Raw genomic sequence first — 22722 nt, 5'->3', positions numbered from 1 at the left:
TCTCTCTTTTTATGCTTCTACAGGGCTCATTTCACTTGGCCACTGCTGTTTTTGATAAGCCATATCCCAGAATAAATACTCAAGTTCACAGCTTTTAATGAAATGATCTTTCATTTTTTCTTTTTCACGCTCTGAAGCTCCTTCTGCCCACTGATCTAAGAGAGCGCAAAGCTTGTGTGTTACAGTGTCCATTTCTTTTTTGCCATAAAACATAATCCATTCATAGAAAGGATGATCTTCTGTTGGATTGTGTTTCTCGATTAGTTTTTGACCAATTTCTAAGTATGTCCATGGGCAAGGAAGAAGAACAGCGATGATTTCCCCAAGCGAGCCTGTTTGAGCAACGGTTGTCATATGGTTAATATAGTGATGTGCGCCAGGTGCTAGTGGTTTCGCTTGAAGATCTTCATATTTAACCCCTGCAACATCACAGAAATTGTGATGAGGATGAACTTCACTGTGAAGCACAAAATTGATTTGTTCATTAAAAAGTTCCATCTGTTCACGATTTTCACAGCGTGAAATAGCAACGCCATATACGCGGCAGAAAGAAGTTAAATATTCGAAATCTTGACAAACGTAGTGAATAAGAGCATCTTTTGGAACGTTTCCTTCTCCAATTCCTTTCACAAAAGGGTGATTGAAAATTGCTTCATAAACAGGTGCTGCAACGCGACGAAGTTCTTGACTAAAAGACATCGTTTTTCCTCCTTATAGTGGAAGGCCAAGAGGGAAAGGAAATAAAAAACCACTCTTAATAACAAGAGTGGACAACGAGCGAAAAAACGCTGCTGCCACTTTCCTACGCTGGTATAAGCCAGATCAGGTTCAAAGGGATTAAGAAAGCTCTTATCTCAGCCATTACGGCACCCCTAGTGGACTTCCTATGTAATTGCACTTAGTATAACATGATTTTTCCATCTTTGTATATCCCTTATTCGGAAATGTTTGTAAAGCTTCAAATTCGGTTATGAAGGCGAGTGTTCTCGCTCATATTAAAAGGGAAAGCAGCATAAAAGGAGGAGAAAGGCGATGACAAAGCGTAATCAAAAAACAAAGTCTGGTTTACAAAGTGTGAACAAAACAAATAAAATGGAAATCGCACGTGAAATAAATGAAAATCCTAAAAGTACCCATACATCTGTAGAAAAAACAAATCCACGCTAAGAACGAGAGCCAAATGGGCTCTCGTTCTTCTTTTATTTCCAAAACCTCCACCATGATTTGACTTTTTCTTCTTCTTCTTCAGCTGCTGCTGTTTGTCTGAAATTATGAACAAAGTCGTGGAAGAGGCGCTCGCGCTCTTCGATATCTTGACGGTGCATTTGTCTGTCATGCTTTAGTTCATTTACATATGCTGCTCTGTCACGTTTAATAGAATCAATTAAATCTTTCATTTCATCTGCTTTCCAGTCTGAACGCTTCGTCATCTCATGAGCAAACGAGCGAAGTTCAAAGCTTGTCGACTTTGAATTCTCTTCTAACTCATGAACCATTTTTTTCATCTCATCCATTGAACTTCCCGACGACTGTTCAATATTTGTAAGCCAATGTTTGAGCTCAGCTTGTCTGTCTAATGCTTCTGCTGAGACTTGCTCAACATACCCCTGCATTTCTTCAGTTGTTTCTTCGCTTATTTTTGTTAAGCGGCTTGAAACATGTTTGAGCTCTCTTTGCACTTCTTTCGACGTTTGTTCACCAGATTCAGAGACAACCGCATTAATCGTTTCAATTGCTTCTACCGTCTGCTCGTTGTTATGTTGAAGCTGTTCTTTTACTTCAGAAATAATTTCATTTCTCACTTCACCGCGAATTTCGTTTCTCACCTCTGTTAAAAGTTCGCGTTTGAATGTATCAAAAGCTTCAAATACATCTTTGTATGTTTGGACTTTTTCAACCAATTCACTTTTTACTTGATTTACAGGCTGAGGAGGAGAATCTACTGGGCGTATCGTAGAAGGTTCCTCGTTCTTTTTCTTCTCTTCCTGCTGAAGACGCTGGCGTTCACGTTCAGCCTTAATACGCTGTTCAACGACTCTTTGCTGCTTTTTTTGATCGATAGAAGGAGGTGACGCTTGTTTTTTTTCATTGCTATTTTCATTAAGAGAACTGTTATGTTTAGCAAAGGATAAGACATTAGACTGCTCAGTACTATTTTGTGGGGACTCTGGCTTCTGCTTCGCCTTTTTAAGAAACAGCTTAATTTCTTCTTTTTTTGTTTTCTTTCCGTACATGTCTTTTAACGTTCTCAGCATTTGGAGCTCTTCTTCTGTATAAATGCGTGCACCTTGTTTTGTGCGAGGAATGTAAAAAAATCCGTCGAGTTCTTTTTCCCATTGTTTAATAATTCTTGGCGGAACATTGACCTTTTTAGCAGCTTCTTTCGTCGTATACGTTTGCATTTTACTCACTCCTCCTCAAGCGGGTTACGTCAGTTTTTATTAAAAAATCCATTATTGGTATTGTTATGTTTTCATCTTGTCTTTTTATACTAATACACTATTCCTTCAATTAAGCCTCGTTTTCCTGCTGAAAGACAAAGGTTGTCAAAACTAGTGTTTGTTTGCTACAACTAAAATAAAAAGAAGAGAAATTTCGACTTATAGTGTCACCCTTTTTATTTTGATTTTCTTCTGGTAAAAAGAGAATACTGATATAAAATGGAGAAAGAGGAGGATGACATGTATAGTTTTCAATCGCTAGACAAAGAACAGTTTCCATTTCCAACTTTGTATCAGCAAAAGGAAGAGCATCATCAAATTACGGACTATCTTCAGTTTTATAAGCTAGATGTGTCAAACCTTCAGTATGAGTTCGGTTTTTTTGACCACTGTTCACAATCTTTCTTCATGCAGCGTTTTCGTCCCGAGAATAAGCGTGGAACAATTGTAGTTCTTCACGGCTATTATGATCATAGCGCAACATTAAAGCATGCTATCCGCTATTTTACAAATATGAAATATGAAGTTATATGCTATGATTTACAAGGTCATGGTCTCTCTACAGGAGAGAAAGCGACGATTAAAGAGTTTTCTCAATACAGAGAAGCATTCTCACATTTTATCCATACATATTGTCAGAAAGGGACTCCTCCATTTGTTGTTGCACATAGCACAGGGGCAGGGGTTGTTGTTGATTATCTTTTAAAAGATAGTCATGCATGCCCATTTAAGCATGTGTTCTTTCTTGCCCCTCTTGTACGAATGAAAGGGTGGCAGCTCGCAGCTTTATTTATTCCGCTTCTTTTTCCATATGTGAAAAGCTTCAAACGAGTATTTCGGCGCAATTCAAGCGATAAAGCATATCTTAAAGAGGTGCGAAGGGATCCGCTTCAGTTTACAAAACTTCCGTTAGAATGGATAAAAGCTGTACAAGCATGGACCCATACGCTTGACAACACGTGTGCTTCTACCCAAGATGTTACCTTTATTCAAGGAAATAAAGATAAAACAGTTTTACATCGTTATAACTTGCCATTTCTACAAAAGAAATTTCCAAACTTCTCGTGCATTATAGTAGATGGCGGAGATCATCAGCTTTTAAATGAAAAAGAAATATTTCGCAATATCGTGTTACAAAAAATAGAGAAAGTGGTACAAACTAAAGAGAAAGAATAAAATTGCAAGAGGATGAAAAAAGATGAAGGAAACAATTGGAGCCTTTCCTTTTGAAGAAGATGAGTTTATTACAATTGCTCTTGCTCATTACAATCGCTTCAAAGAGTCAGCTCACTATGATCAAAAATATAAGTGGTATGTATTAAAAGAGTTAAACGAATTTATGGAAAGAAGTGTTATAACAAAAGAAACGGTTGGGGAAATCGTTCATTATCTTAAAAAGGAAAATACATCAAGCGGGTACTTTGTTTATTGGCGTAGCTTACTCGAATTTGAACGGTTCTCTATCACTCATGAAGAACAATGTACAGATGTGCTTAGAACGCTTTATGACGATGAGAAACCTTTTAAAGAGAGACTTAATGAGGCTACTCGTCAAAGTCACTCATGTGGCTATTCATTAGGAGCTCCGCTTCTCGGTTATTTACTTGCGGCATTTGACTATACGTCGTACCCTATGTACAAAAAAGAAGTGCTTGAAACATTTAAAAATATGATCGGAGCACATGAGAAATTAGGACGGGCTGCTGATAATTATAGTCAGTATGTTGAACTGTGTAAGCATCTTTTACCATTTGTGGCTCGTGAAGTAAAACATGCGACAATGCTTGATGTGCAAGATTTCCTTTATTGTATAACAAAATACAGAGAGCTTTTTGTTCCTGTTAGTATTCATTATTTAAAGCATCTTAGTGAAAAACCTTACGAAGAGGCGGAAGATGCACGAGTTTGTGCTCTTTTGAAAATGGTTCACGGAGCAATCTGTGAGATACCAGAGTTATCGTCTCTTTGTATTCAAAAGGCCAGGGAGCTTACAACATTTAAAAATGATTCATATCCTTCTCTTGTTATTTATACAAAAGAACAAGAAGGTCATGTGAAACTTTTTTTAGAAATTGAAAAAGATGAAATTCGCTACGGCATTATGGACGAGCATGAAAAAGACATGGACGTTATTCATCGAATTGAAGACTTTTCGTTCTCACGTCTTCGTCAGAAATATGAAACAGCTTATGAACGACTTATTCGCCTTAATAGGCAAACAGTGCGAGAAGAAAGAGCTTCATATGGGAAAAGGGAAGAAAGTGAGCGTCAGCCTGTTTCATTTGAACATAAAGTGCAGTTTCCCTCCCTTTATTTTGAAGATGAAGAACGTTTGAAAAGGCAAATTCAATCCGCATTGAAAAACGGAAAACATTTAATTTTCGCAGGTCCTCCTGGTACAGGAAAGTCAAAGCTTGCGAGTGAAGTTTGTAAAAGTTATGGAGTTCAGTCTGTATTTACAACAGCCTCTTCTGATTGGTCAACGTTCGAAACCATTGGAGGATACCATCCAACAAGAGAAGGGACATTAGCTTTTCATCCCGGTCTTTTTTTGCAATGTTTTAAAGATGACAGAACGAAAAAAGAGCAAAATAAGTGGCTTATTGTTGATGAAATGAATCGAGCTGACCTTGATCAAGCATTTGGTGCTCTTCTTTCAGTTTTAGCAGGTGATGGTGTTTCTTTAGGATTTCAAGCGGAGAATGGAAAAAACGTAACGATTTCCCCCCAACAAGAAGGAAGAGATGCTGTTCATGAATATAGCGTTCCTTCCTCATGGAGACTTATTGGCACAATGAATACAAGAGATAAAGCAACTTTATTTCAAATGAGCTATGCTTTTATGAGAAGATTTGCCTTTATTTCTATTCATCCTCCAAGTGAGATTACTGAGAAAGTTTTGCTTCGGTATATGAACAAATGGGGAATTGAAAACTATCCATTTATTACAGAACTTACAAAGCTTTGGCATGTTATAAATCAATATGAACAAATAGGTCCTGCTCTTATTCAGGATGTGGCTCTCTTTACAAAAGATGAAGGAGATTTTACATCTGCCTTTCAGCTGTTTTTATGGCCTCAAATTCATTTGTTTGAACAAGAAAGAGAGTTTATGAATGAAATTTGTTCCCTAAACTTTATTGACGAAGAAACAATAAGAAGGGAGTGGAAAGATGAACAATAGAGAATGGATGAAAGAGATGAGCGACATGCTTCTTATTTTTCTAAAAGGAAATCGATTCTCTCTTTCGTCTTTTTTTGAAAAAGCATCTTTTCACATTGATTCAATTGAAGAGCTTGCAATGATTCATTTTCTACTTCAAGACGAAACAGCCGTTTTTTTGGAAAAGCTAGCGAAAACAAGAGAGCTTTTTCCTTCTTCAACAAATGTTCATAAAAAGCACAGTGGGAAAATGGCAGGATATATTCAGTGGAAAAAGACTATTGAAGCTCGGAGCAGAGAGGGATTTACAAATCGGGCGACATATGTCAGTGGCTCGAAAAACCGAACATTCGGGACAAAGGAAAATAAAGTTTTAAAAGCGTGTCTCAATATGTTACGCTCATTAGTGCAGAAGCACGGTGAAAAAACAGAGCTTTTATCGTCTGTGAGAGACTATGAACAAAAAATAAACAACTATCTTGCATTTTCACCATTAACAAGCATAAGTTGTGAGGAAATAACAAATGAAGAGATTAAAGATGTCATAACATCAAAAGTAAGCTTGTACCGCCAAGCAGCACTTCTTTTGTTACAGTACAATCGTTTGAATGCTAAAAAAGTGAATGAAGAAGATCTTTTGCATCTTTTTCAACGTACATTTTGGCAACCTGAGCAAATGGATGTGTTGTTTGAACTTTACTGGGCATTAAAACTCGTCAAGGAAAATACAAAAGAAGCTACACTTCATCTTTTATATGAAGGAGAAAACTTAGTTGCAAGCTGGGAAGATATGAGCTATACGTACAAACTTTATCACAACTCTAAAGGTTCCGCTCTTTCCTTCAGTGTGAAAATGGGAGAAGTCGATGAAAGCGATCATCCGTATTTAGCACGAAAAGTTCTGTCTCAAAAGGAAGCAAATCGGTTAGGGAATCAGTTTTTTGCAACAAAGGCGAGAGAGCATATATTTTGGCAAGGACGTCCAGATCTTGTTGTTGAAATGAGAGAGAAAGGACGCAATGAGCTGTATAAAGCTGTTGTAGGTGAAGTTAAGTTTACGGACTCTGAAACATACGCAAGAGAAGGGCTTCGGGAGCTTTGTGACTATCTATATTTTGCTAAGGTAAACAACTCATATGCAAAAGAAGGGATGATTGAAGGGCGATTGTTTTTAAGAGATGCACCTTTTTCAAATATTGAAGAAGGTAAAATTTCAGCGTACAGTCTTTCTTCTTCAACAAATTTAGCGATTACACCTTAAAAATATAAATAGAAACCGCAAATTTAGTGTATAATAATGTCAGGTTTTAAGATCGGATTCTACCACAATATTTGCAAAAGAAGAAACATAGCTTGTCAAAGAGTCAAATTTTCGTTATATTATTCACTAGAATTATGTTCTAAATGAAAATAACAAATAGTGCAAACAAACAGATGAAAATGATCTTTATTGATTGTTAATGCTTTGCAATTTTGAAATGAAAAGGAGTCGCTAACTATATGGAAAATACGCCAAAAGCTCAACCGACGGCAGACGTTGGTGACATGATTCAAGTTAATAAAGGAATGTACAAAGGATTCAAAGGAAAAGTTATGACAGTGCGTGAAAGCTCTGTTATTGTGGAAATGGGCGTTGACTCAGATTCTGGTGAGCCTGTTCGTACAGTAATCAATCATCGTAATTATAAAAAAGTAAAAGCTTAAAAACGAAAGGGACGCTTACAGGCGTCCCTTTCATCATTTTTCTTTTAAGAGAAAAAGCTTTCTAGTACAATAAAAGTAGTGAAAAAAAGCGTGGAAGAAAGGAACGAAACAACAATGAATATACCAAAAGAAATTGAAAATCTTATTGAAGAAAGACAACAAGGAGCATATCAAGACGATGAGCGTCTTATTGGAAAGGACGGTTATATGGCTGAAGACGAGGCCATCATAACGGATGCTCTTATCGCGCTTTCATTAGGAAAAAACGTACTTTTAAAAGGACCAACAGGGTCAGGGAAAACGAAGCTAGCTGAAACGCTCTCAGCTTACTTCAAACAGCCAATGCATAGTGTGAACTGTTCAGTTGATCTTGACGCCGAAGCGTTGCTTGGATTTAAAACGATTCATACAAGCGGAGGAGAAACAAACATTGATTTTGTACCAGGACCTGTTATTCAAGCTATGACAAAGGGTCATCTTCTATACATTGACGAAATCAACATGGCAAAGCCCGAAACATTGCCAATCTTAAACGGGGTACTCGACTATCGTAAAATGATTACAAATCCGTTTACAGGTGAAGTTGTGCGCGGTGAGCAGACGTTTGGCGTTATCGCTGCAATCAATGAAGGATATGTTGGGACAGTACCTTTGAATGAAGCACTTAAAAACCGTTTCGTCATTATTGATGTTCCATATATTAAAGGAGAAAGCTTAAAAGCGGTTCTTTCTTCACAATCTCGCCTTAATGACGAGAAAATGATTGATAAGTTTGTAAGACTTTCAACAGATTTAATTACACAAGTAGAAAACGGACAAGTTTCAGAAGAAGCAGCTTCAATCAGAGCGCTTATTGATACGTGTGATCTTGCTCTTTATATGCCGCCGCTTCGAGCAATTGAGCGTGGTATTGTTCAAAAATTAGAAGATGAGCGTGAAAAGGCTGCTGTCCAAAATATTGCTGAAACTCTTTTTGAGTAAGGTGTTGTTTCATGAAATTTATTAAATTCAATGATAGTCAAATTGATTCTTTTCTATTTATGGAACTCGAAGACTTAGCTCGAACGCTGACAAAAGATGAAGAAATGGAGATTGAGTATCGCGTTTCTTCCTACTATGATCCATATTTAAAAAAAATGTACCTTAGCCATTTCTGGGGGCAGCGTCCACATCAGGAAACAGTAGCAGGCTTAAAAAGCGACGTGTTTTTGCGAAGTACGGAAATTACCCATGGTGATTACGGGGCTATTGCTCGTTATGTAAAGCATATTCGTCGCTCTTCTATTCAAAGTTTCGCGCGCCAATTGTTTATGGTATTTGAAAATCTGCGTCTTGAAGAAGATTGTAAAAAAGATCGACCAGGTACAAAGAAAGTATTTTTAAAGCGACGAGAAATGTATAAGACGTACTTTAGCACACAGCTTCGCTTTAATGTGGAGCGTAACATTCACACTGATGCGCTTTTTTGTGCTTTATACGTGCTAGCAACAGTAGATAATCCCTTTGAAGAACTTCCGTCTATTCAACCTGACATTGACCGAGTGATTCCATTTTTACGTGAGCAAATTATGCGCACTTTTGAAGCTAAGACAACGCGTGAGGTGACGCGTATTTGCGAAGAAATAAGCGATGTGCTAGAAGAAGTGCTTGAAAAAGACATGTTAAACACGTATTTCCTTCTTCCAGATTTTAATTATGAAGAGCTGCAGCAAGGATTAACGTTTGACGATTTAAAAAGAGAATCTAAGCTTAAGAATGATGATGTGATTAAAGGTGAGAAGTCAGGGGAAGAAGACGTTCACGAGGATAAACTGCCAACATGGCATCAAGAAACAAGTAAAGCAACGGAAAGTTTCCTTCAGTTTGATTTAGAGCAAGGTTCAAAAACAGATTTAGGCGGAGATGACGCTGTTCGTGAAGGAGAAGACGGAGATCAAGCACTAGGTGTTGTTCAAGGGCAATCCAAAAAAGCAAAGCGGAACGACTATTCAAAGCTAGAAGTGCTTGAAACAAGAAAAGAAGAACCACAAGAAGGCGGAGATGAGTCGTTTGGAAAAGACAATCGCTATGCGAAAGCATTAGTGAAAGAAAAAACGCGCCCAACGTCAGAGGAGCGTTCACAGTATAGTGCAAATGTAAAAGAAATTGCACCATATCAAAAGCGGTTAAAACAAATGATTTCAAAAACGCTTGAGCATAAACGAATTTTGCCTCGCACTGATCTGCATTTCGGGCGTTTAAATCAAAAAAACTTGCTTCGTCTTGCAACAGATGACAATCCGCGACTTTTTCATAAAAAGAACGATCCATCTCATGAAATTGATGCTGTATTCTCGCTTCTTGTCGATTGTTCAGCCTCCATGTTCGATAAAATGGAGCAAACAAAGCTTGGCATTACTCTTTTTCATGAAGCATTAAAATCCGTACATGTACCACATGAGATTGTCGGCTTTTGGGAAGATACAAACGATGCAACAGAAACGTATCAGCCAAACTATTTTCAACATGTTATTGATTTCTCTTCGTCGTATAAGAAAGAAAGCGGATCTGAAATTATGCAGCTTGAACCAATGGAAGATAACCGAGATGGCTTTGCAATTCGTCACGCTTCTCAAAGTTTAATGAAGCGTAGTGAAAAACAAAAGTTTTTGCTTGTTTTCTCAGATGGAGAGCCTGCTGCAATGGGATATGAGCAAAATGGAGTTGTTGATACACACGAAGCTGTTTTACTCGCGCGCAAACAGGGGATTGAAGTAATTAACGTCTTTTTATCAAATGAACCAATTGATGAAGGACAGCAAACTACAATTCGCAATATTTACGGGAAGTACAGCATTTTAGTTGAAGACGTTTCAGAACTTCCAAACGTTCTGTTTCCACTTCTAAAACGACTTCTTCATAAGAGTATTCAAACAGGATAACTCTTTTAGAGCTTCTTATTCCTATAAGGGTAAGAAGCTCTTTTTCTCTTAAAAACATAGTTTGGAGCTGAGGATATGCAATCTATTTTTGTGAACGTTAAGCAAGGAAGAGGCACATCATATGAGCTTGGCCACATGCTTGGCAAATGGCATAAGGGAACCATTTTGTATGAGTCACATAAAAAACGAAGAAAGAAGTCATTGAGAAGCTACCCCATCCAAATAAAAGAAGCGCGTAAGAGAGTAGAAGAGTTTGCACCACACGTATGGGAAGAGCTTGAAGGCATTTCAGATGGAATGAAGTGGAGATTAGAAGACGTTGTGCATGAGTATAGCGGCTACCAAGGGGAATGGAAAAAGTCAGGCTGCTCTGCTCTTATGGCGGAAGGCTTTTATGCTAGAAACTATGATTATCATCCTAAAACATATGATGGTCGCTTTTTACTTTGGCAACCGAGCGAAGCATATGCAAGTATTGGATTTGCTCAAAGGTTGATTGGACGCATGGACGGAATGAATGAAAAGGGGCTTTCGATTGGGTACCATTTCGTACATAGGAAAAAAGCAGGAGACGGTTTCATTTGCTGCTCCATTGCGCGCTTTATTCTTGATACATGTCAAACAACAGAAGAAGCAGTAGAAGTATTAAGAAATATTCCACACCGTCACTCGTTTAACTATACAATGAATGATAAAAATGACCGTGCTGCAATCGTTGAAGCATCTCCACGCGGAGTTAACGTTTCATATGGAAGAAGTCTTGCATGCTCCAATCATTTTAGAGCTGAAGAACTTCAAGATGAAAACCGCCGTCACCTGGTTGAGTCAAAAGAAAGACTAGCAAAACTTGAAGAAGCATTGGAAAATCCGCTAACACCGTACCAGGCATTTGAGCTTTTTAATCATACAGATTATCCGTTTTTTAAACGTGACTACAGAAACTCGGCAGGAACGATTCATTCTTCTGTTTATGCTCCAAAAACAGGGCGAGTATATATTGGAGTTGGAGAAAATCGCCGTCCCGTTATTTTTTCTTTTTATGATTGGATAAAAGGACAAAAAAATGTGATTACAAAAATCAAAGGAGAAGTAGATACGAATTTAGACTTTCCTCATTTGAGCATTTTATAATACCTCTTAAGAAGAGGTGTTTTTTATTGAGAGGAGATTCCTATCAATGAAGAGACAATTATCTAATATTCATTAATATGTAAGAGTGATAGTCTATAAATAAGAACAAAAGAGGAGGAAAGCAGATGAAGGAAGCTATCGGTACAAAAAACCAGTGGAAGCCAGAATATTATAATCAAACGGCGTCATTTGTTGCTAAATATGGAGAAGGTCTTTTTCCGTTACTTCGTGCAAAAGAGAATGAATGTATTTTAGATTTAGGCTGTGGGACAGGAAAGCATGCTCATGAGATTGCCTTAGCAGGGGCTAGCGTTATAGGGATTGATGCTTCACAACACATGATTAAAAAAGCTAAAGAATCTTATCCTCATCTTGAGTTTAGAACCGGAAATGGAGAAGATTTTCAGCTTGAAAGAAAAGTAGACGCTGTTTTTTCAAACGCTGCTCTACACTGGATGAAGAGGCCTGAACGAGTGATATCTTCCGTAAATCGCTGTTTAAAAACCGGAGGTCGGTTTGTTGGGGAAATGGGATCCAAAGGAAATGTAGCTTCCATTATTCAAGCTCTATATCAAGCTTTAGAAGAGTATGGAATAGAAAAAAAGGAGATATATAATCCATGGTATTTTCCTAGTGTTGGCGAATATACAACCCTTCTTGAACAAGGCGGGTTTGAAGTATGCTATGTTTCTTCTTTTGTTCGCCCAACAGAACTTGCCAAAGAAAATGAAGGAATAAAGGGATGGATTGCCAACTTTGCAGGAGATTTTCTTGCTCCCGTAGATGAAAGTGTCCAAGGAGAAGTTGTAAAAAGAGTAGAGAGCATAGCAAGGGAACACTTGTATGAAAATGAAAAGTGGATTGCTGATTACAAACGCTTGCGATTCTTAGCAATAAAAAAATAAAGAGCAAAAACCTTATGATAAAATTGTCATAAGGTTTTTTTACGAAAAGGAAGTGCATATTGATGGATATGAAGTGGATAGAAACGTTTCTTGTTGCAGCAAAGTATGAAAATTTCAGAAAGACTTCTGAGCTTCTTTTTCTTTCTCAGCCAACTGTTACAGCACATATTAAGCATTTAGAACAAGAGCTTGGTGCTTCTTTTTTTAAACGCTCTGGACGTCACGTTTATTTAACAGAAGCAGGACGGAGATTTGTTCCACATGCTGAGAAATTGGCGGAAAGCTATTATGATGGCGTGCAAACTTTAGAAAGTTTTAAGCAAGGATTCCAGCGTAAAATAACAGTTGCTGTTGCTCCTTATATTGCTTCAGCTATTTTGCCAAGATTTCTTAGCTCTTTTTTACATAGATATCCTAAAATCGAAGTTATGATAAATGTTGTAAAGTCTATGGAAATTAGCGGTGAGATCGAAAGCGGAAGAGCAGACGTTGGTTTATCAAGAATGCCTGTTTCACACGTAATATGCAAAAGTATTTTACAAGATTCTGTTATTCTCGCAGCTCCTCCTTCTAGTGAAAATGAGTCCCTGTTTTCTCTTTTTCAACAGCACCGATTATTGATTAACAATCATCCCCTCTATTGGGAAGAAATTTTGCCGTCTATTCAGCAGACATATAAGGGCGTAAAAACGATGGTCGTTAACCAAGTAGAAATTACAAAACGGTTTATTGAGGAAGGATTAGGCATGTCTTTTCTTCCTTTTTCCGTTGTTGAAAGGGAAGTGAAGAAAGGGAAAATAGATGCTGTGCATTTTTCTACCTTTCCTCTCCCTGTGTCAAACATTTACGTTGCATATAGAAGAGAAACAGAGGACGTGCTTACTTTTATTGATACTCTTCAACAATTCATTAATGGCGTTGATTAATCTCGTATCGTTTTATGGGTTGCTACTTTAAACATAAAAGTTCTTGTCAAGTCCATTTACAATACGCTCGCCATTCTTAATGAGAAAACCATATAATATAGAAACTTACTTTACATGTAGGAATCTGGAAGTATTTTGGGAGTTCAAAGGAGAGATGACAGTGAGACGATTGCTAATCAAAAATGCTCAGCTTATTACGATGAACAAACAAGACGATATTTTTCACGGAGATGTTTTAATTGAGGGAGAACGAATTAAAGAAATCGGGACGAACCTACAGCCAGATGCTGTGGACGCTGAAATAGATGCACGTCATCAAATCCTTCTTCCAGGATTTATTCATACGCACATTCATCTTTGTCAAACACTTTTTAGAGGACAGGGAGATGATTGGGAGCTTATGGACTGGTTAAAAAAACGAATATGGCCCCTTGAAGCGGCTCATGATGAAGAATCCATCTACTATTCTGCCATGCTTGGCATCGGAGAGCTAATCAAAGGGGGAACAACGTCTATCGTAGATATGGAAACGGTACATCATACAGATTTTGCCTTTCAAGCGATTCAAAAAAGTGGCATTCGAGCGCTTGCGGGGAAAGTGATGATGGATCACGGTGAAGAAGTGCCGAAGCTTCTTAGAGAAACGGCGAGTGCATCCTTGCAGGAAAGCATGGACTTGTATGAGAAATGGCATGACAAAGACGGGCGCATTCAATATGCTTTCTCCCCTCGTTTTGTTGTCTCATGCTCAGAGGAACTGTTGAAGGAGGTTGCTTTTTTATCTGAAAAATATCAAGTTTGTGTACATACCCATGCTTCGGAAAATAAAGGTGAAATCCAAATTGTAGAGCAAGAGAGAGGCATGCGTAATATTGTTTATTTAGATCATCTCGGCCTTGCCAATGAGCGGCTTATTTTAGCACATTGCGTCTGGTTAGATGAGGAGGAGAAAAAAATTATTAGAGACCGAAAAGTAAAGGTAAGCCACTGTCCGGGATCGAACTTAAAGCTCGCTTCAGGAATTGCCGAAGTGCCTGATATGCTAAAGAGTGATATGTATGTTAGTTTAGGCGCGGACGGAGCCCCGTGCAACAACAATCTTGATATGTTTCAAGAGATGAAACTTGCCGCTCTTATTCAAAAACCCATTAATGGACCAACTTCTATGAAAGCAAAACAAGTATTACAAATGGCTACAATTGGAGGAGCTAAAGCGCTTGGCTTAGAGCACGAGATTGGAAGTATTGAAGTTGGAAAAAAGGCGGATTTAATTTTGGTTGACCTTCACAAGCTCCATGCTTTTCCCTCCTATGATATTGATCCTATTTCACGCATTGTTTATTCCGCTTATAGCTCAGATGTAGAAACGGTCATCATTAATGGGGAAGTTGTGATGGAAAATCGACGTTTAAAAACAATGGATGAGGCTATTATTTTAAAAGAGGCCAACAAATCAAGCAAAAGGCTAATCGGAAAGCTGCCCACAATTGCTTATTGAGCTATGAAAAAAAAGAATGGCTTCCATTAAAATAATTGATTTTTCTGTTGTTTTTTTTACGTGTTTAGGGGAAAACCTTGATAAATCAAGGTTTTCTTCTTCATAAGAAAATCAATTAAGGAAGAGAAAACGGTAAAAAGAGGTAAGGATGAGCAAAATAGTGCTTATTTTCACAAAAAAGCGAAAAAAACGAAGAAATCGCTTTCTTTTTTGAAAAAACCGCTAGAATGCTTGTCTTTTCGCGCCTATTTATGTTTTGAGGAATTGTGACAAAAATGTTACTATGAGTGTAACACCCAAAGTAAAAACTTTCCGGGTTGTTACAATGATTTGTATAGGCTTTCATTACAGTGTAATAAGCGTTTTATAAAAAAAGTAAGAGGCTAAATGAAAGAGGGGTTGGGGAGAAATCATGGAGAGAAAAAACACAGGAAACGAAGCTCCTTGGCATAGTTTTTTTGGACCTAACTTAGGATATGTCATGGAATGGTATGATCAGTATCAAGAAGATCCTGAATCAATTGACCCTGAAGTCAAAGCGTTTTTTGATGAGTGGGGAACGCCACCTTCTCTAAACAAAAGCAGCAGTCAAAATGAAGGGGTAGGAGTCGATTATACGGATCCTGCACAAATTGAAAAGATTGCAACAGCTGTGAAGCTAGCAACTTATGTGCGTACTTATGGTCATCTCTATGCATCTATTTTTCCGCTTGAGAAAAATAAAACTGAGATGGCGCTACTGAAGCTTGAAAATTTTGATCTGACAGAAGAAGATGTGAAGCGCATTCCGCCTCATGTTCTCTGTCCAAACGCACCAGATCATATCAAACAAAAGGATGGTTTGGCTGCTTATCACTATTTAATTGAAGTATACACGAAAAAAATTGCATTTGAGTACCAGCACGTACATAACCGAGAGGAGAATGCTTGGTTAAAAGAGATGATTGAATCGGGTAAAATATATCGTTCTCTTTCTGCTGATAAGAAAAAATCTGTTTTAAAACGATTAACGCAAGTAGAAGGGTTTGAGCAGTTTTTACATCGTTCTTTCGTAGGCCAAAAGCGCTTCTCTATTGAAGGAGTTGACATGCTTGTTCCGCTTCTAGATGAAGTTGTGGAACACGCTGTTCACAATTTAACAAAGTCTATTAATATTGGAATGGCGCATAGAGGACGTCTTAATGTACTTGCTCACGTGCTCGGCAAACCGTATGAACTCATTTTCTCAGAATTTCAGCACGCGCCAAATAAAGAGGTTGTTCCATCTGAAGGTTCAATTGGAATCAGCTACGGATGGAGCGGTGACGTAAAATATCATCTTGGTGCTGACAAACACATTAGTGAACAAGATCAGTCATTTAAAACACGCTTAACATTAGCAAACAACCCAAGTCATTTAGAATACGTAAACCCTGTTGTTGAAGGTTACACAAGAGCTGTGCAAGATGATCGTACAGGAGCGGGATATCCTTCTGTTGATTCCACAGCGTCACTTGCTGTTTTAATTCACGGTGATGCAGCGTTCCCAGGGGAAGGAATTGTTGCAGAAACGCTAAACTTGAGCGGTTTGAACGGCTATCATACAGGTGGAACGATTCACGTTATTGCAAATAACAAAATTGGTTTTACAACAGAGAGCGTTGATTCTCGCTCAACTAAATACGCAAGTGACTTAGCAAAAGGATTTGAAATGCCGATTATTCACGTAAATGCAGATGATCCAGAAGCATGTTTAGCAGCGGCTTATCTTGCATTTGAATATCGTAAAAAATTCAAAAAAGACTTTATCATTGATCTCATTGGATATCGTCGCTTTGGTCACAATGAGATGGATGAACCATCTGCAACACAGCCTAAAACATATGAGCTTGTACGCGCTCACAAAACGGTGAAGACTTTATATGCAGAGCAGCTTCAAAAAGAAGGCGTTGTAACTGAGGAAGATGTGAAAGCAATTAATGAAAAAATTGACGATCGTCTTCAAGAGGCATTCAGCAAAACGCCTGATAAAAAATCGTTCCAGCCACAGGAAGTACCTGAAATGCCTGAGCGTCAGCTTCCACCAATCGAGACTGCTGTTGATGGAGAACAACTTCTTGCTCTTAACGATCAGCTTGTGAAATGGCCAGAAGGATTTAGTGTATTTAAAAAGCTGCAAAAAATCCTTGAAAAGCGCGCTACTAATTTAAAAGACAATGGAAAAGTAGATTGGTCACTAGGGGAAGCACTTGCGTTTGCCACAATCTTAAAAGATGGCACACCAATCCGTTTAACAGGGCAAGATTCGGAACGCGGTACGTTTGCACATCGTCATATTGTTTTACATGATGAGAAAACAGGAGATGTTTACTCACCGCTTCATACGTTAGAAGATGTGAACGTTTCATTTGCTGTTCATAATAGCCCGTTAACAGAAGCAGCTGTTGTCGGATTTGAATATGGATACAATGTGTTTGCTCCTGAAACACTTGTTATTTGGGAAGCACAGTTCGGTGATTTCGCGAACGCAGCACAAGTTATCTTCGACCAGTTTATCACAGCAGGTCAAGCAAAATGGGGACAAAAATCAGGTCTTGTTATGCTTCTTCCACACGGATATGAGGGTCAAGGCCCTGAACACTCAAGCGCACGCTTAGAACGTTTCCTACAGCTTGCAGCTGAAAATAACTGGGATATTGCGAACGTAACAACTGCTTCACAGTATTATCATATTTTGCGTCGCCAAGCGGCTCTATTGAAGCATGATGACATTCGTCCACTCGTGATTATGACGCCGAAAAGCTTGCTGCGCAATGCTCACAGCGTATCTTATCTTGATGACTTGAGCAAAGGTGAATTTAAACAAATCTTACAAGAAGAAACAACAGGAAAACAAAAAGAAAAAGTAGAGCGTATTATTATGTGTAGTGGTAAAGTCGCTATTGATTTACGCGATACAGTTCAAAAACAAGAAGAAGAAATTGATTCTGTTCATATTTTAAGAGTTGAAGAGCTTTATCCATTCCCGCTTGCACAGGCACGCGAGATTCTAGCACAATATCCGAATTTAAAAGAGCTTGTATGGGTACAGGAAGAACCGAAAAATATGGGACCGTGGTCATATGCATATCCTCGTCTTCAGGAAATTGTTCCAGAAGGTGTTGAGATTGGCTATGTTGGACGTCGTCGCCGTTCAAGTCCTTCTGAAGGGGATCCAACTGTTCATAAGAAAGAACAAGAACGTATCGTAAACGAAGCACTAAAACTAACTAATCATGTATTAAGACGTTAGAAAGGGGCCAGGACAATGGGAGAGATCAAAGTACCAGAATTAGCAGAATCAATTACAGAGGGCACAATTTCAGAGTGGCTGAAAAAAGTAGGCGACAAAATTGAGCGCGGTGAATATATTGCAGAGCTTGAAACAGATAAAGTAAATGTTGAAATCACGGCTGAGGAGTCTGGCGTTATTACAGAATTTTTGAAAGAGCCTGGTGATACTGTTCACGTTGGTGAAGTGATTGCTCGCTTAGATGAAAGTGGAGAAGGCGGAGGCGAAAGTACATCTTCTGCCCCAGAAGCGAAAGAAGAAGCAACACAGGAGAAAGCACCAGAGGCTGAAGCGCCAAAAGAAAGCACAACAGCTGTAGCAACGAAGGAAGTACCAAAAGAAGAAGCAAAATCTACAAGCCGTACGATTGCTTCACCAGCAGCTCGTAAACTTGCTCGTGAGCGCGGCATTAAACTTGATGATGTAAAAACAACAGATCCAATGGGTCGCGTTCGTAAACATGATATCGAGTCACATGAGAATAAACCAGCAGCTAAACAGCAAAGTGCACCTCAGCCACAAAAACAAGTACAGCCACAAGATCCACAGAAACCGGAAGAACGCATAAAAATGACGCGTCGACGTCAAACAATTGCTAATCGTCTTGTAGAGGTTCAGCAAACAGCAGCAATGCTGACAACGTTTAATGAAATTGATATGACAGCTGTTATGGCTCTGCGCAAACGTCGTAAAGACAATTTCTTTGAACAGCACGATGTTCGTCTTGGATTCATGTCTTTCTTTACAAAAGCAGTTGTGGCTGCTCTAAGAAAGTTCCCGCTCTTAAACGCTGAAATTCAAGGAAATGAGCTTGTTCTGAAAAAGTATTACGATATTGGTGTTGCAGTATCAACTGATGATGGTCTTGTTGTTCCAGTTGTACGTGATGCAGATCGTAAAACATTCTCTGATATTGAAGGGGATATTTTAGATAAAGCGAAAAAAGCGCGTGACAATAAATTAACGTTAAAAGATTTACAAGGTGGAACATTTACGATTACAAACGGAGGAGTCTTTGGTTCTCTTCTCTCAACTCCAATTTTAAATGGGCCACAAGTCGGAATTCTCGGTATGCATAAAATCCAACTTCGTCCGGTTGCAATTGATGAAGAACGTTCTGAAAACCGTCCAATGATGTATATTGCTTTATCATATGATCACCGTATTGTAGATGGAAAAGAAGCGGTAAGCTTCCTTGCTACAATTAAAGACTTATTAGAAGATCCAGAAACACTTCTTCTTGAAGGGTAAAGAAAAAACAGTCTCTCCTTATAAGGAGAGGCTGTTTTTTGTTACACTAAACATACTAGAAAGAAGGGAGCGATAAAGTGAAAAAGCTGTTGCAAATTTTTAAAGAAATCGATGGAAAAGGATATCCAAACTATAAAAGAATACAAGGGATATTCAAATGGCCACATTATGAAGTAGCTGTTAACTATGTGCAAGGAGATCCTTTTGCAAGCCCATCTAAAATTTGTTTACATATTCCTTTAAAAAATACAGGGGTAAAAGAAGAGTGGCTGAGAGATAAATACCGTGAAATATGCTGTAAAGACTATATTACACGGCTTATACATAAAAGCTTAAAAGAAGAAGAGGAAAGAGCAAAAGGATCCGGAAAAAGTGGGATGATTCTGATTGATTATCCAGGACAAGAGGTGATCAATCGAACCTCTGTTACTTTTTCCGCCTCAATGATAACTGTCTCACTGTCAGTTGGCTTACCCGCCAAAGGACGCCGGATTTTAGGAAAGCAAGCTGAGCTCATTTTCAAGACTCTTCTACCCACTGTTGTAGAAAAATCAATTTTTCAAATGAATATAAAAGAATTAGAAATGGCGATTATCCTCACTGATCAGCAGCAAGCTGTTCGTTCTTATTTAAAAGAACATGAACTTGTTTCGTTTGTCGCTAATGGATCCATTCTTCCTTGAAAAAGCGGTGTGAGTGAGCTACCTTTACAAAAAGCTGTTCCTTTTCAAAGTCCAGAAGAGTTAGAGATTGCGATTCCTATTCCACATACAAACAAGGAGCTAAGGGGAATGGGAGTGAAAAAAGGGGTTACGGTCATTGTTGGGGGAGGCTATCATGGGAAAAGTACGCTTTTGCAAGGAATCGAAAGAGGCGTTTATAACTATAGAAAAGGAGACGGCCGTGAATTTGTTATTACGGAAAATACCGCTGTAAAAATTCGTGCTGAAGACGGGCGAAACGTTGAAAAAGTAGACATTTCTCTATTTGTAAATAACTTACCAAACGGAGGGAGTACAGCAGAATTTTCAAGTGAAAATGCAAGCGGAAGTACGTTCCAAGCGGCAAATATTATTGAAGCGCTTGAAGCAGGAGCAAGGACCTTAGTTATTGATGAAGATACAAGCGCTACAAATTTTATGATTCGCGATATGCGAATGAAAGAACTGATTTCCCCGCAAGAAGAACCAATCACTCCTTTTATTGATCGAGTAAGTACCCTTTACGAGCAAGAAGGAATATCATCTATTCTTGTGATGGGGGGATCTGGAGCATATTTCGAAAAAGCACATACTGTTTTAAAGCTCAATAATTACAAATGTACGGATGTTACAAATCAGGCAAAAGAAATTGCGGCTAAATACCCTGAACAACAAGAAGATGCATTTACGAAACATCGAGTTTGAAAAGAAAGAATAGTGAGATCAGAAAGTTTACAAAGTGAGCAAGGAAGAAAACGAATGATAAAAGTTCGTTCAAAAGATACTATTCAATATGGAAAAAGCATCATTAACCTTCACTATGTAGAACAACTTGTAAATGAAAGCCAAACAAGAGCGATTGCAGGAATTCTTAGTCATATAGAACGAAAAAATCTGCTTTGTTCTTCAAAAACGATGAAAGATTTGTTGGAGTATGTTCAACAAGAAATTGAAAGACACGGCTTGAAATATTTTGCAAGCTCAAAAAAAGAGGAAGGAGAACTAGCAGAGCCTCGGGTACATGAAATTGCAGCAGCGTTAAACAGGCTTCGCTCCCTCTCTGTTAGATAAAAAAGAAGAGAATTTTTTCTCTTCTTTTTTATTATGTCTTTTCCCCTAGTCCTAACTTTGTATATAAGACTTAATTCCCCCTTTTTTTATAGATATAAAGCATTACAACATATTTCAATCTTTAAACAAGGAAGGAGAGAAGAAGAGAAAGCAACGGGTTGAAGAAAATTTACAAAAAATAAATTTTCTTCATATTTCTAATGTTACAGAGAATTTTCGGCTTTTGTTACATTAAACGTGACAAATTGATTACGTCCTGTAGAGTATTTATGATTCTTTCCTCATCTTTACAGTTCGTTATGTGCGGAAAATGCACGGAAGTTCCCTACATTAAAGAGCAAATAGTCCTTAAAATTCTTTGTTTATCATCCCTTTGTGAACAATAATACAAAATTTACAATTCCCTTTACATGGTAAAGACGTTTGATAGAACTCATATGTTTTCTGTGCTAAATTATTTCCCGGGTACCCACTACAACAAAATATGTCGAATGATAAAGAAAGGGGCGAGAGTATGGCACTCATTATTATATGTGCCGTTTTACTTCTTTGCTTAGGAATGTGGGATTATAAGCAGCATTTAAAACGAATCCACGCTGTGCCAATCCGCGTGAACATTAATGGAATCCGTGGAAAATCAACTGTTACACGATTAGTAACAGGAGTTGTAAAAGAAGCGGGTTACAGAACAATTGGTAAAACAACCGGAACGTCCGCTCGAATGATTTACTGGCATACGAGCGAAGAAGAACCAATTAAGAGAAGACTTGAAGGACCAAACATCGGAGAGCAGCGTCGTGTTATGAAAAAGATTGAAGATCTTGAACCAGATGCTCTGATTTGCGAATGTATGGCTGTTCAACCTGACTATCAAATTACGTTTCAAAATCAGCTTTTACAAGCAAATGTCGGCGTTATTGTAAACGTACTAGAAGACCATATGGATGTTATGGGACCAACGCTTGATGAAGTTGCTCAAGCCTTTTTAGCCGCTATCCCTTATAATGGTCATCTCGTGACAATCGAAAGCCCTTATTTAGATTATTTTAAAGAAGAAGCGAAAAAACGTAATTCAGAAGTCATCGTAGCAGATAACTCTAAAATTACAGAAGAATATTTACGTAAGTTCGATTACATGGTATTTCCTGACAATGCTTCAATTGCCTTAGCTGTAGCTGAAGCGCTTGGTATTGATGAAGAAACAGCTATGGCAGGAATGCTTAATGCTCAGCCAGACCCAGGTGCAATGCGTATCGTCCGTTTTGGCGAGGATGAAGAAAACCCAGCCTTTTTCGTTAATGGATTTGCAGCAAATGATGCATCATCTACGCTTAAAATATGGGAACGGGTGAGTGAATTAGGTTATAGTACAAATCATCCTATTGTCATTATGAATTGTCGCGATGACCGTGTTGACCGAACAATTCAGTTTGCTGAAGATGTTCTACCTTACATACCATCAGAGATTGTCATTGCAATTGGTGGAACAACATCTCCAATTAGCGACGCTTATGAACGCGGCGATCTTGATACAAATCAATATTTTGATCTTGAAGGATATTCAACAGAAGAAATCATGGAAGAATTAAAACCATACTTAAAAGGACGCGTTGTCTACGGAGTTGGCAATATTCACGGCTCTGGTGAACCACTTATTGAAGCAATCAACAACATGCAGTCTGTTCGTAAAGCAGGTTAAT

At 38.3% G+C, this 22722-nt stretch carries 17 protein-coding genes, 1 pseudogene and 1 riboswitch; of the genes and pseudogenes, 16 read left to right on the top strand and 2 right to left on the bottom strand.

The genetic code is table 11. The features are described 5' to 3' along the window. Positions 1 to 9: 9 nt before the first annotated feature. Positions 10 to 699 carry a thiaminase II gene (tenA, locus tag BM012_RS18155; RefSeq protein WP_061805958.1) on the bottom strand — a complete coding sequence of 230 codons (690 nt, stop codon included), beginning with the start codon at positions 697 to 699 and terminating at the stop codon, positions 10 to 12. 83 nt (positions 700 to 782) lie between these two features. Then, positions 783 to 884, bottom strand: a riboswitch (TPP riboswitch). Positions 885 to 1032: 148 nt separating this feature from the next. On the opposite strand from tenA, the gene BM012_RS27110 reads away from it, so the two are divergent. Beyond that, complete coding sequence (locus BM012_RS27110) at positions 1033 to 1167, top strand: hypothetical protein (protein ID WP_019393378.1); 135 nt, start codon at positions 1033 to 1035, stop codon at positions 1165 to 1167. A 32-nt stretch (positions 1168 to 1199) separates the two neighbouring features. On the opposite strand, the gene BM012_RS18150 is transcribed toward BM012_RS27110, so the two are convergent. After that, the gene (locus BM012_RS18150; RefSeq protein ID WP_061805959.1) at positions 1200 to 2402 is read right to left on the bottom strand and encodes a MerR family transcriptional regulator; all 1203 of its coding nucleotides are present in this window, start codon (positions 2400 to 2402) and stop codon (positions 1200 to 1202) included. Between the two features lie 279 nt (positions 2403 to 2681). On the opposite strand from BM012_RS18150, the gene BM012_RS18145 reads away from it, so the two are divergent. The 15 genes and pseudogenes from BM012_RS18145 to pgsB all read left to right on the top strand — a co-directional run bounded on the left by BM012_RS18145 (position 2682) and on the right by pgsB (position 22721). Continuing rightward, on the top strand, positions 2682 to 3617 hold the full coding sequence (locus BM012_RS18145) for an alpha/beta hydrolase (protein WP_061805960.1): 936 nt from the start codon (positions 2682 to 2684) through the stop codon (positions 3615 to 3617). 22 nt (positions 3618 to 3639) lie between these two features. Continuing rightward, the gene (locus tag BM012_RS18140; protein WP_061805961.1) at positions 3640 to 5625 is read left to right on the top strand and encodes an AAA family ATPase; all 1986 of its coding nucleotides are present in this window, start codon (positions 3640 to 3642) and stop codon (positions 5623 to 5625) included. Beyond that, positions 5615 to 6865 carry a hypothetical protein gene (locus tag BM012_RS18135; RefSeq protein WP_061805962.1) on the top strand — a complete coding sequence of 417 codons (1251 nt, stop codon included), beginning with the start codon at positions 5615 to 5617 and terminating at the stop codon, positions 6863 to 6865. The genes BM012_RS18140 and BM012_RS18135 overlap by 11 nt, the downstream gene beginning before the upstream one ends. A 239-nt stretch (positions 6866 to 7104) precedes the next feature. Continuing rightward, the gene (locus BM012_RS18130; RefSeq protein WP_019393383.1) at positions 7105 to 7308 is read left to right on the top strand and encodes a DUF2187 family protein; all 204 of its coding nucleotides are present in this window, start codon (positions 7105 to 7107) and stop codon (positions 7306 to 7308) included. A gap of 114 nt (positions 7309 to 7422) precedes the next feature. Next, the gene (locus BM012_RS18125) at positions 7423 to 8289 is read left to right on the top strand and encodes an ATP-binding protein (protein WP_061806113.1); all 867 of its coding nucleotides are present in this window, start codon (positions 7423 to 7425) and stop codon (positions 8287 to 8289) included. Positions 8290 to 8300: 11 nt separating this feature from the next. Next, positions 8301 to 10229, top strand: a complete 1929-nt coding sequence (locus BM012_RS18120; protein ID WP_061805963.1) for a vWA domain-containing protein — start codon at positions 8301 to 8303, stop codon at positions 10227 to 10229. Positions 10230 to 10304: 75 nt separating this feature from the next. Beyond that, entirely contained in the window at positions 10305 to 11360 is a 1056-nt protein-coding gene (locus BM012_RS18115; protein ID WP_061805964.1) for a C45 family autoproteolytic acyltransferase/hydrolase, read from the top strand. Positions 11361 to 11485: 125 nt separating this feature from the next. Continuing rightward, a complete protein-coding gene (locus BM012_RS18110) occupies positions 11486 to 12265 on the top strand; it encodes a class I SAM-dependent methyltransferase (RefSeq protein WP_061805965.1) in 780 nt (259 codons plus the stop codon). Positions 12266 to 12327: 62 nt separating this feature from the next. Continuing rightward, positions 12328 to 13191 (top strand): LysR family transcriptional regulator, encoded by an 864-nt coding sequence (locus BM012_RS18105; protein ID WP_061805966.1) that lies wholly within the window; start codon positions 12328 to 12330, stop codon positions 13189 to 13191. Between the two features lie 160 nt (positions 13192 to 13351). Further along, the gene (locus tag BM012_RS18100; RefSeq protein WP_139210377.1) at positions 13352 to 14689 is read left to right on the top strand and encodes a 5'-deoxyadenosine deaminase; all 1338 of its coding nucleotides are present in this window, start codon (positions 13352 to 13354) and stop codon (positions 14687 to 14689) included. 412 nt (positions 14690 to 15101) lie between these two features. Continuing rightward, on the top strand, positions 15102 to 17960 hold the full coding sequence (gene sucA, locus BM012_RS18095) for a 2-oxoglutarate dehydrogenase E1 component (protein WP_061805968.1): 2859 nt from the start codon (positions 15102 to 15104) through the stop codon (positions 17958 to 17960). Positions 17961 to 17975: 15 nt separating this feature from the next. Beyond that, positions 17976 to 19250, top strand: a complete 1275-nt coding sequence (odhB, locus tag BM012_RS18090) for a 2-oxoglutarate dehydrogenase complex dihydrolipoyllysine-residue succinyltransferase (protein ID WP_061805969.1) — start codon at positions 17976 to 17978, stop codon at positions 19248 to 19250. 77 nt (positions 19251 to 19327) lie between these two features. Further along, positions 19328 to 20656: pseudogene (locus tag BM012_RS18085) on the top strand (P-loop domain-containing protein). A gap of 54 nt (positions 20657 to 20710) precedes the next feature. Next, on the top strand, positions 20711 to 21022 hold the full coding sequence (locus BM012_RS27195) for a hypothetical protein (protein WP_321170009.1): 312 nt from the start codon (positions 20711 to 20713) through the stop codon (positions 21020 to 21022). A 514-nt stretch (positions 21023 to 21536) separates the two neighbouring features. Then, a complete protein-coding gene (gene pgsB / locus BM012_RS18080) occupies positions 21537 to 22721 on the top strand; it encodes a poly-gamma-glutamate synthase PgsB (protein WP_061805970.1) in 1185 nt (394 codons plus the stop codon). The last annotated feature ends 1 nt before the right edge of the window (position 22722 follow it).

Origin of the sequence: Priestia endophytica DSM 13796 (assembly GCF_900115845.1) — a bacterium.
Lineage (GTDB): Bacteria > Bacillota > Bacilli > Bacillales > Bacillaceae_H > Bacillus_I > Bacillus_I endophytica.
The sequence above is the reverse complement of the archived record's forward strand: the minus strand, read 5'-3'. Positions and strand labels throughout refer to the sequence as shown.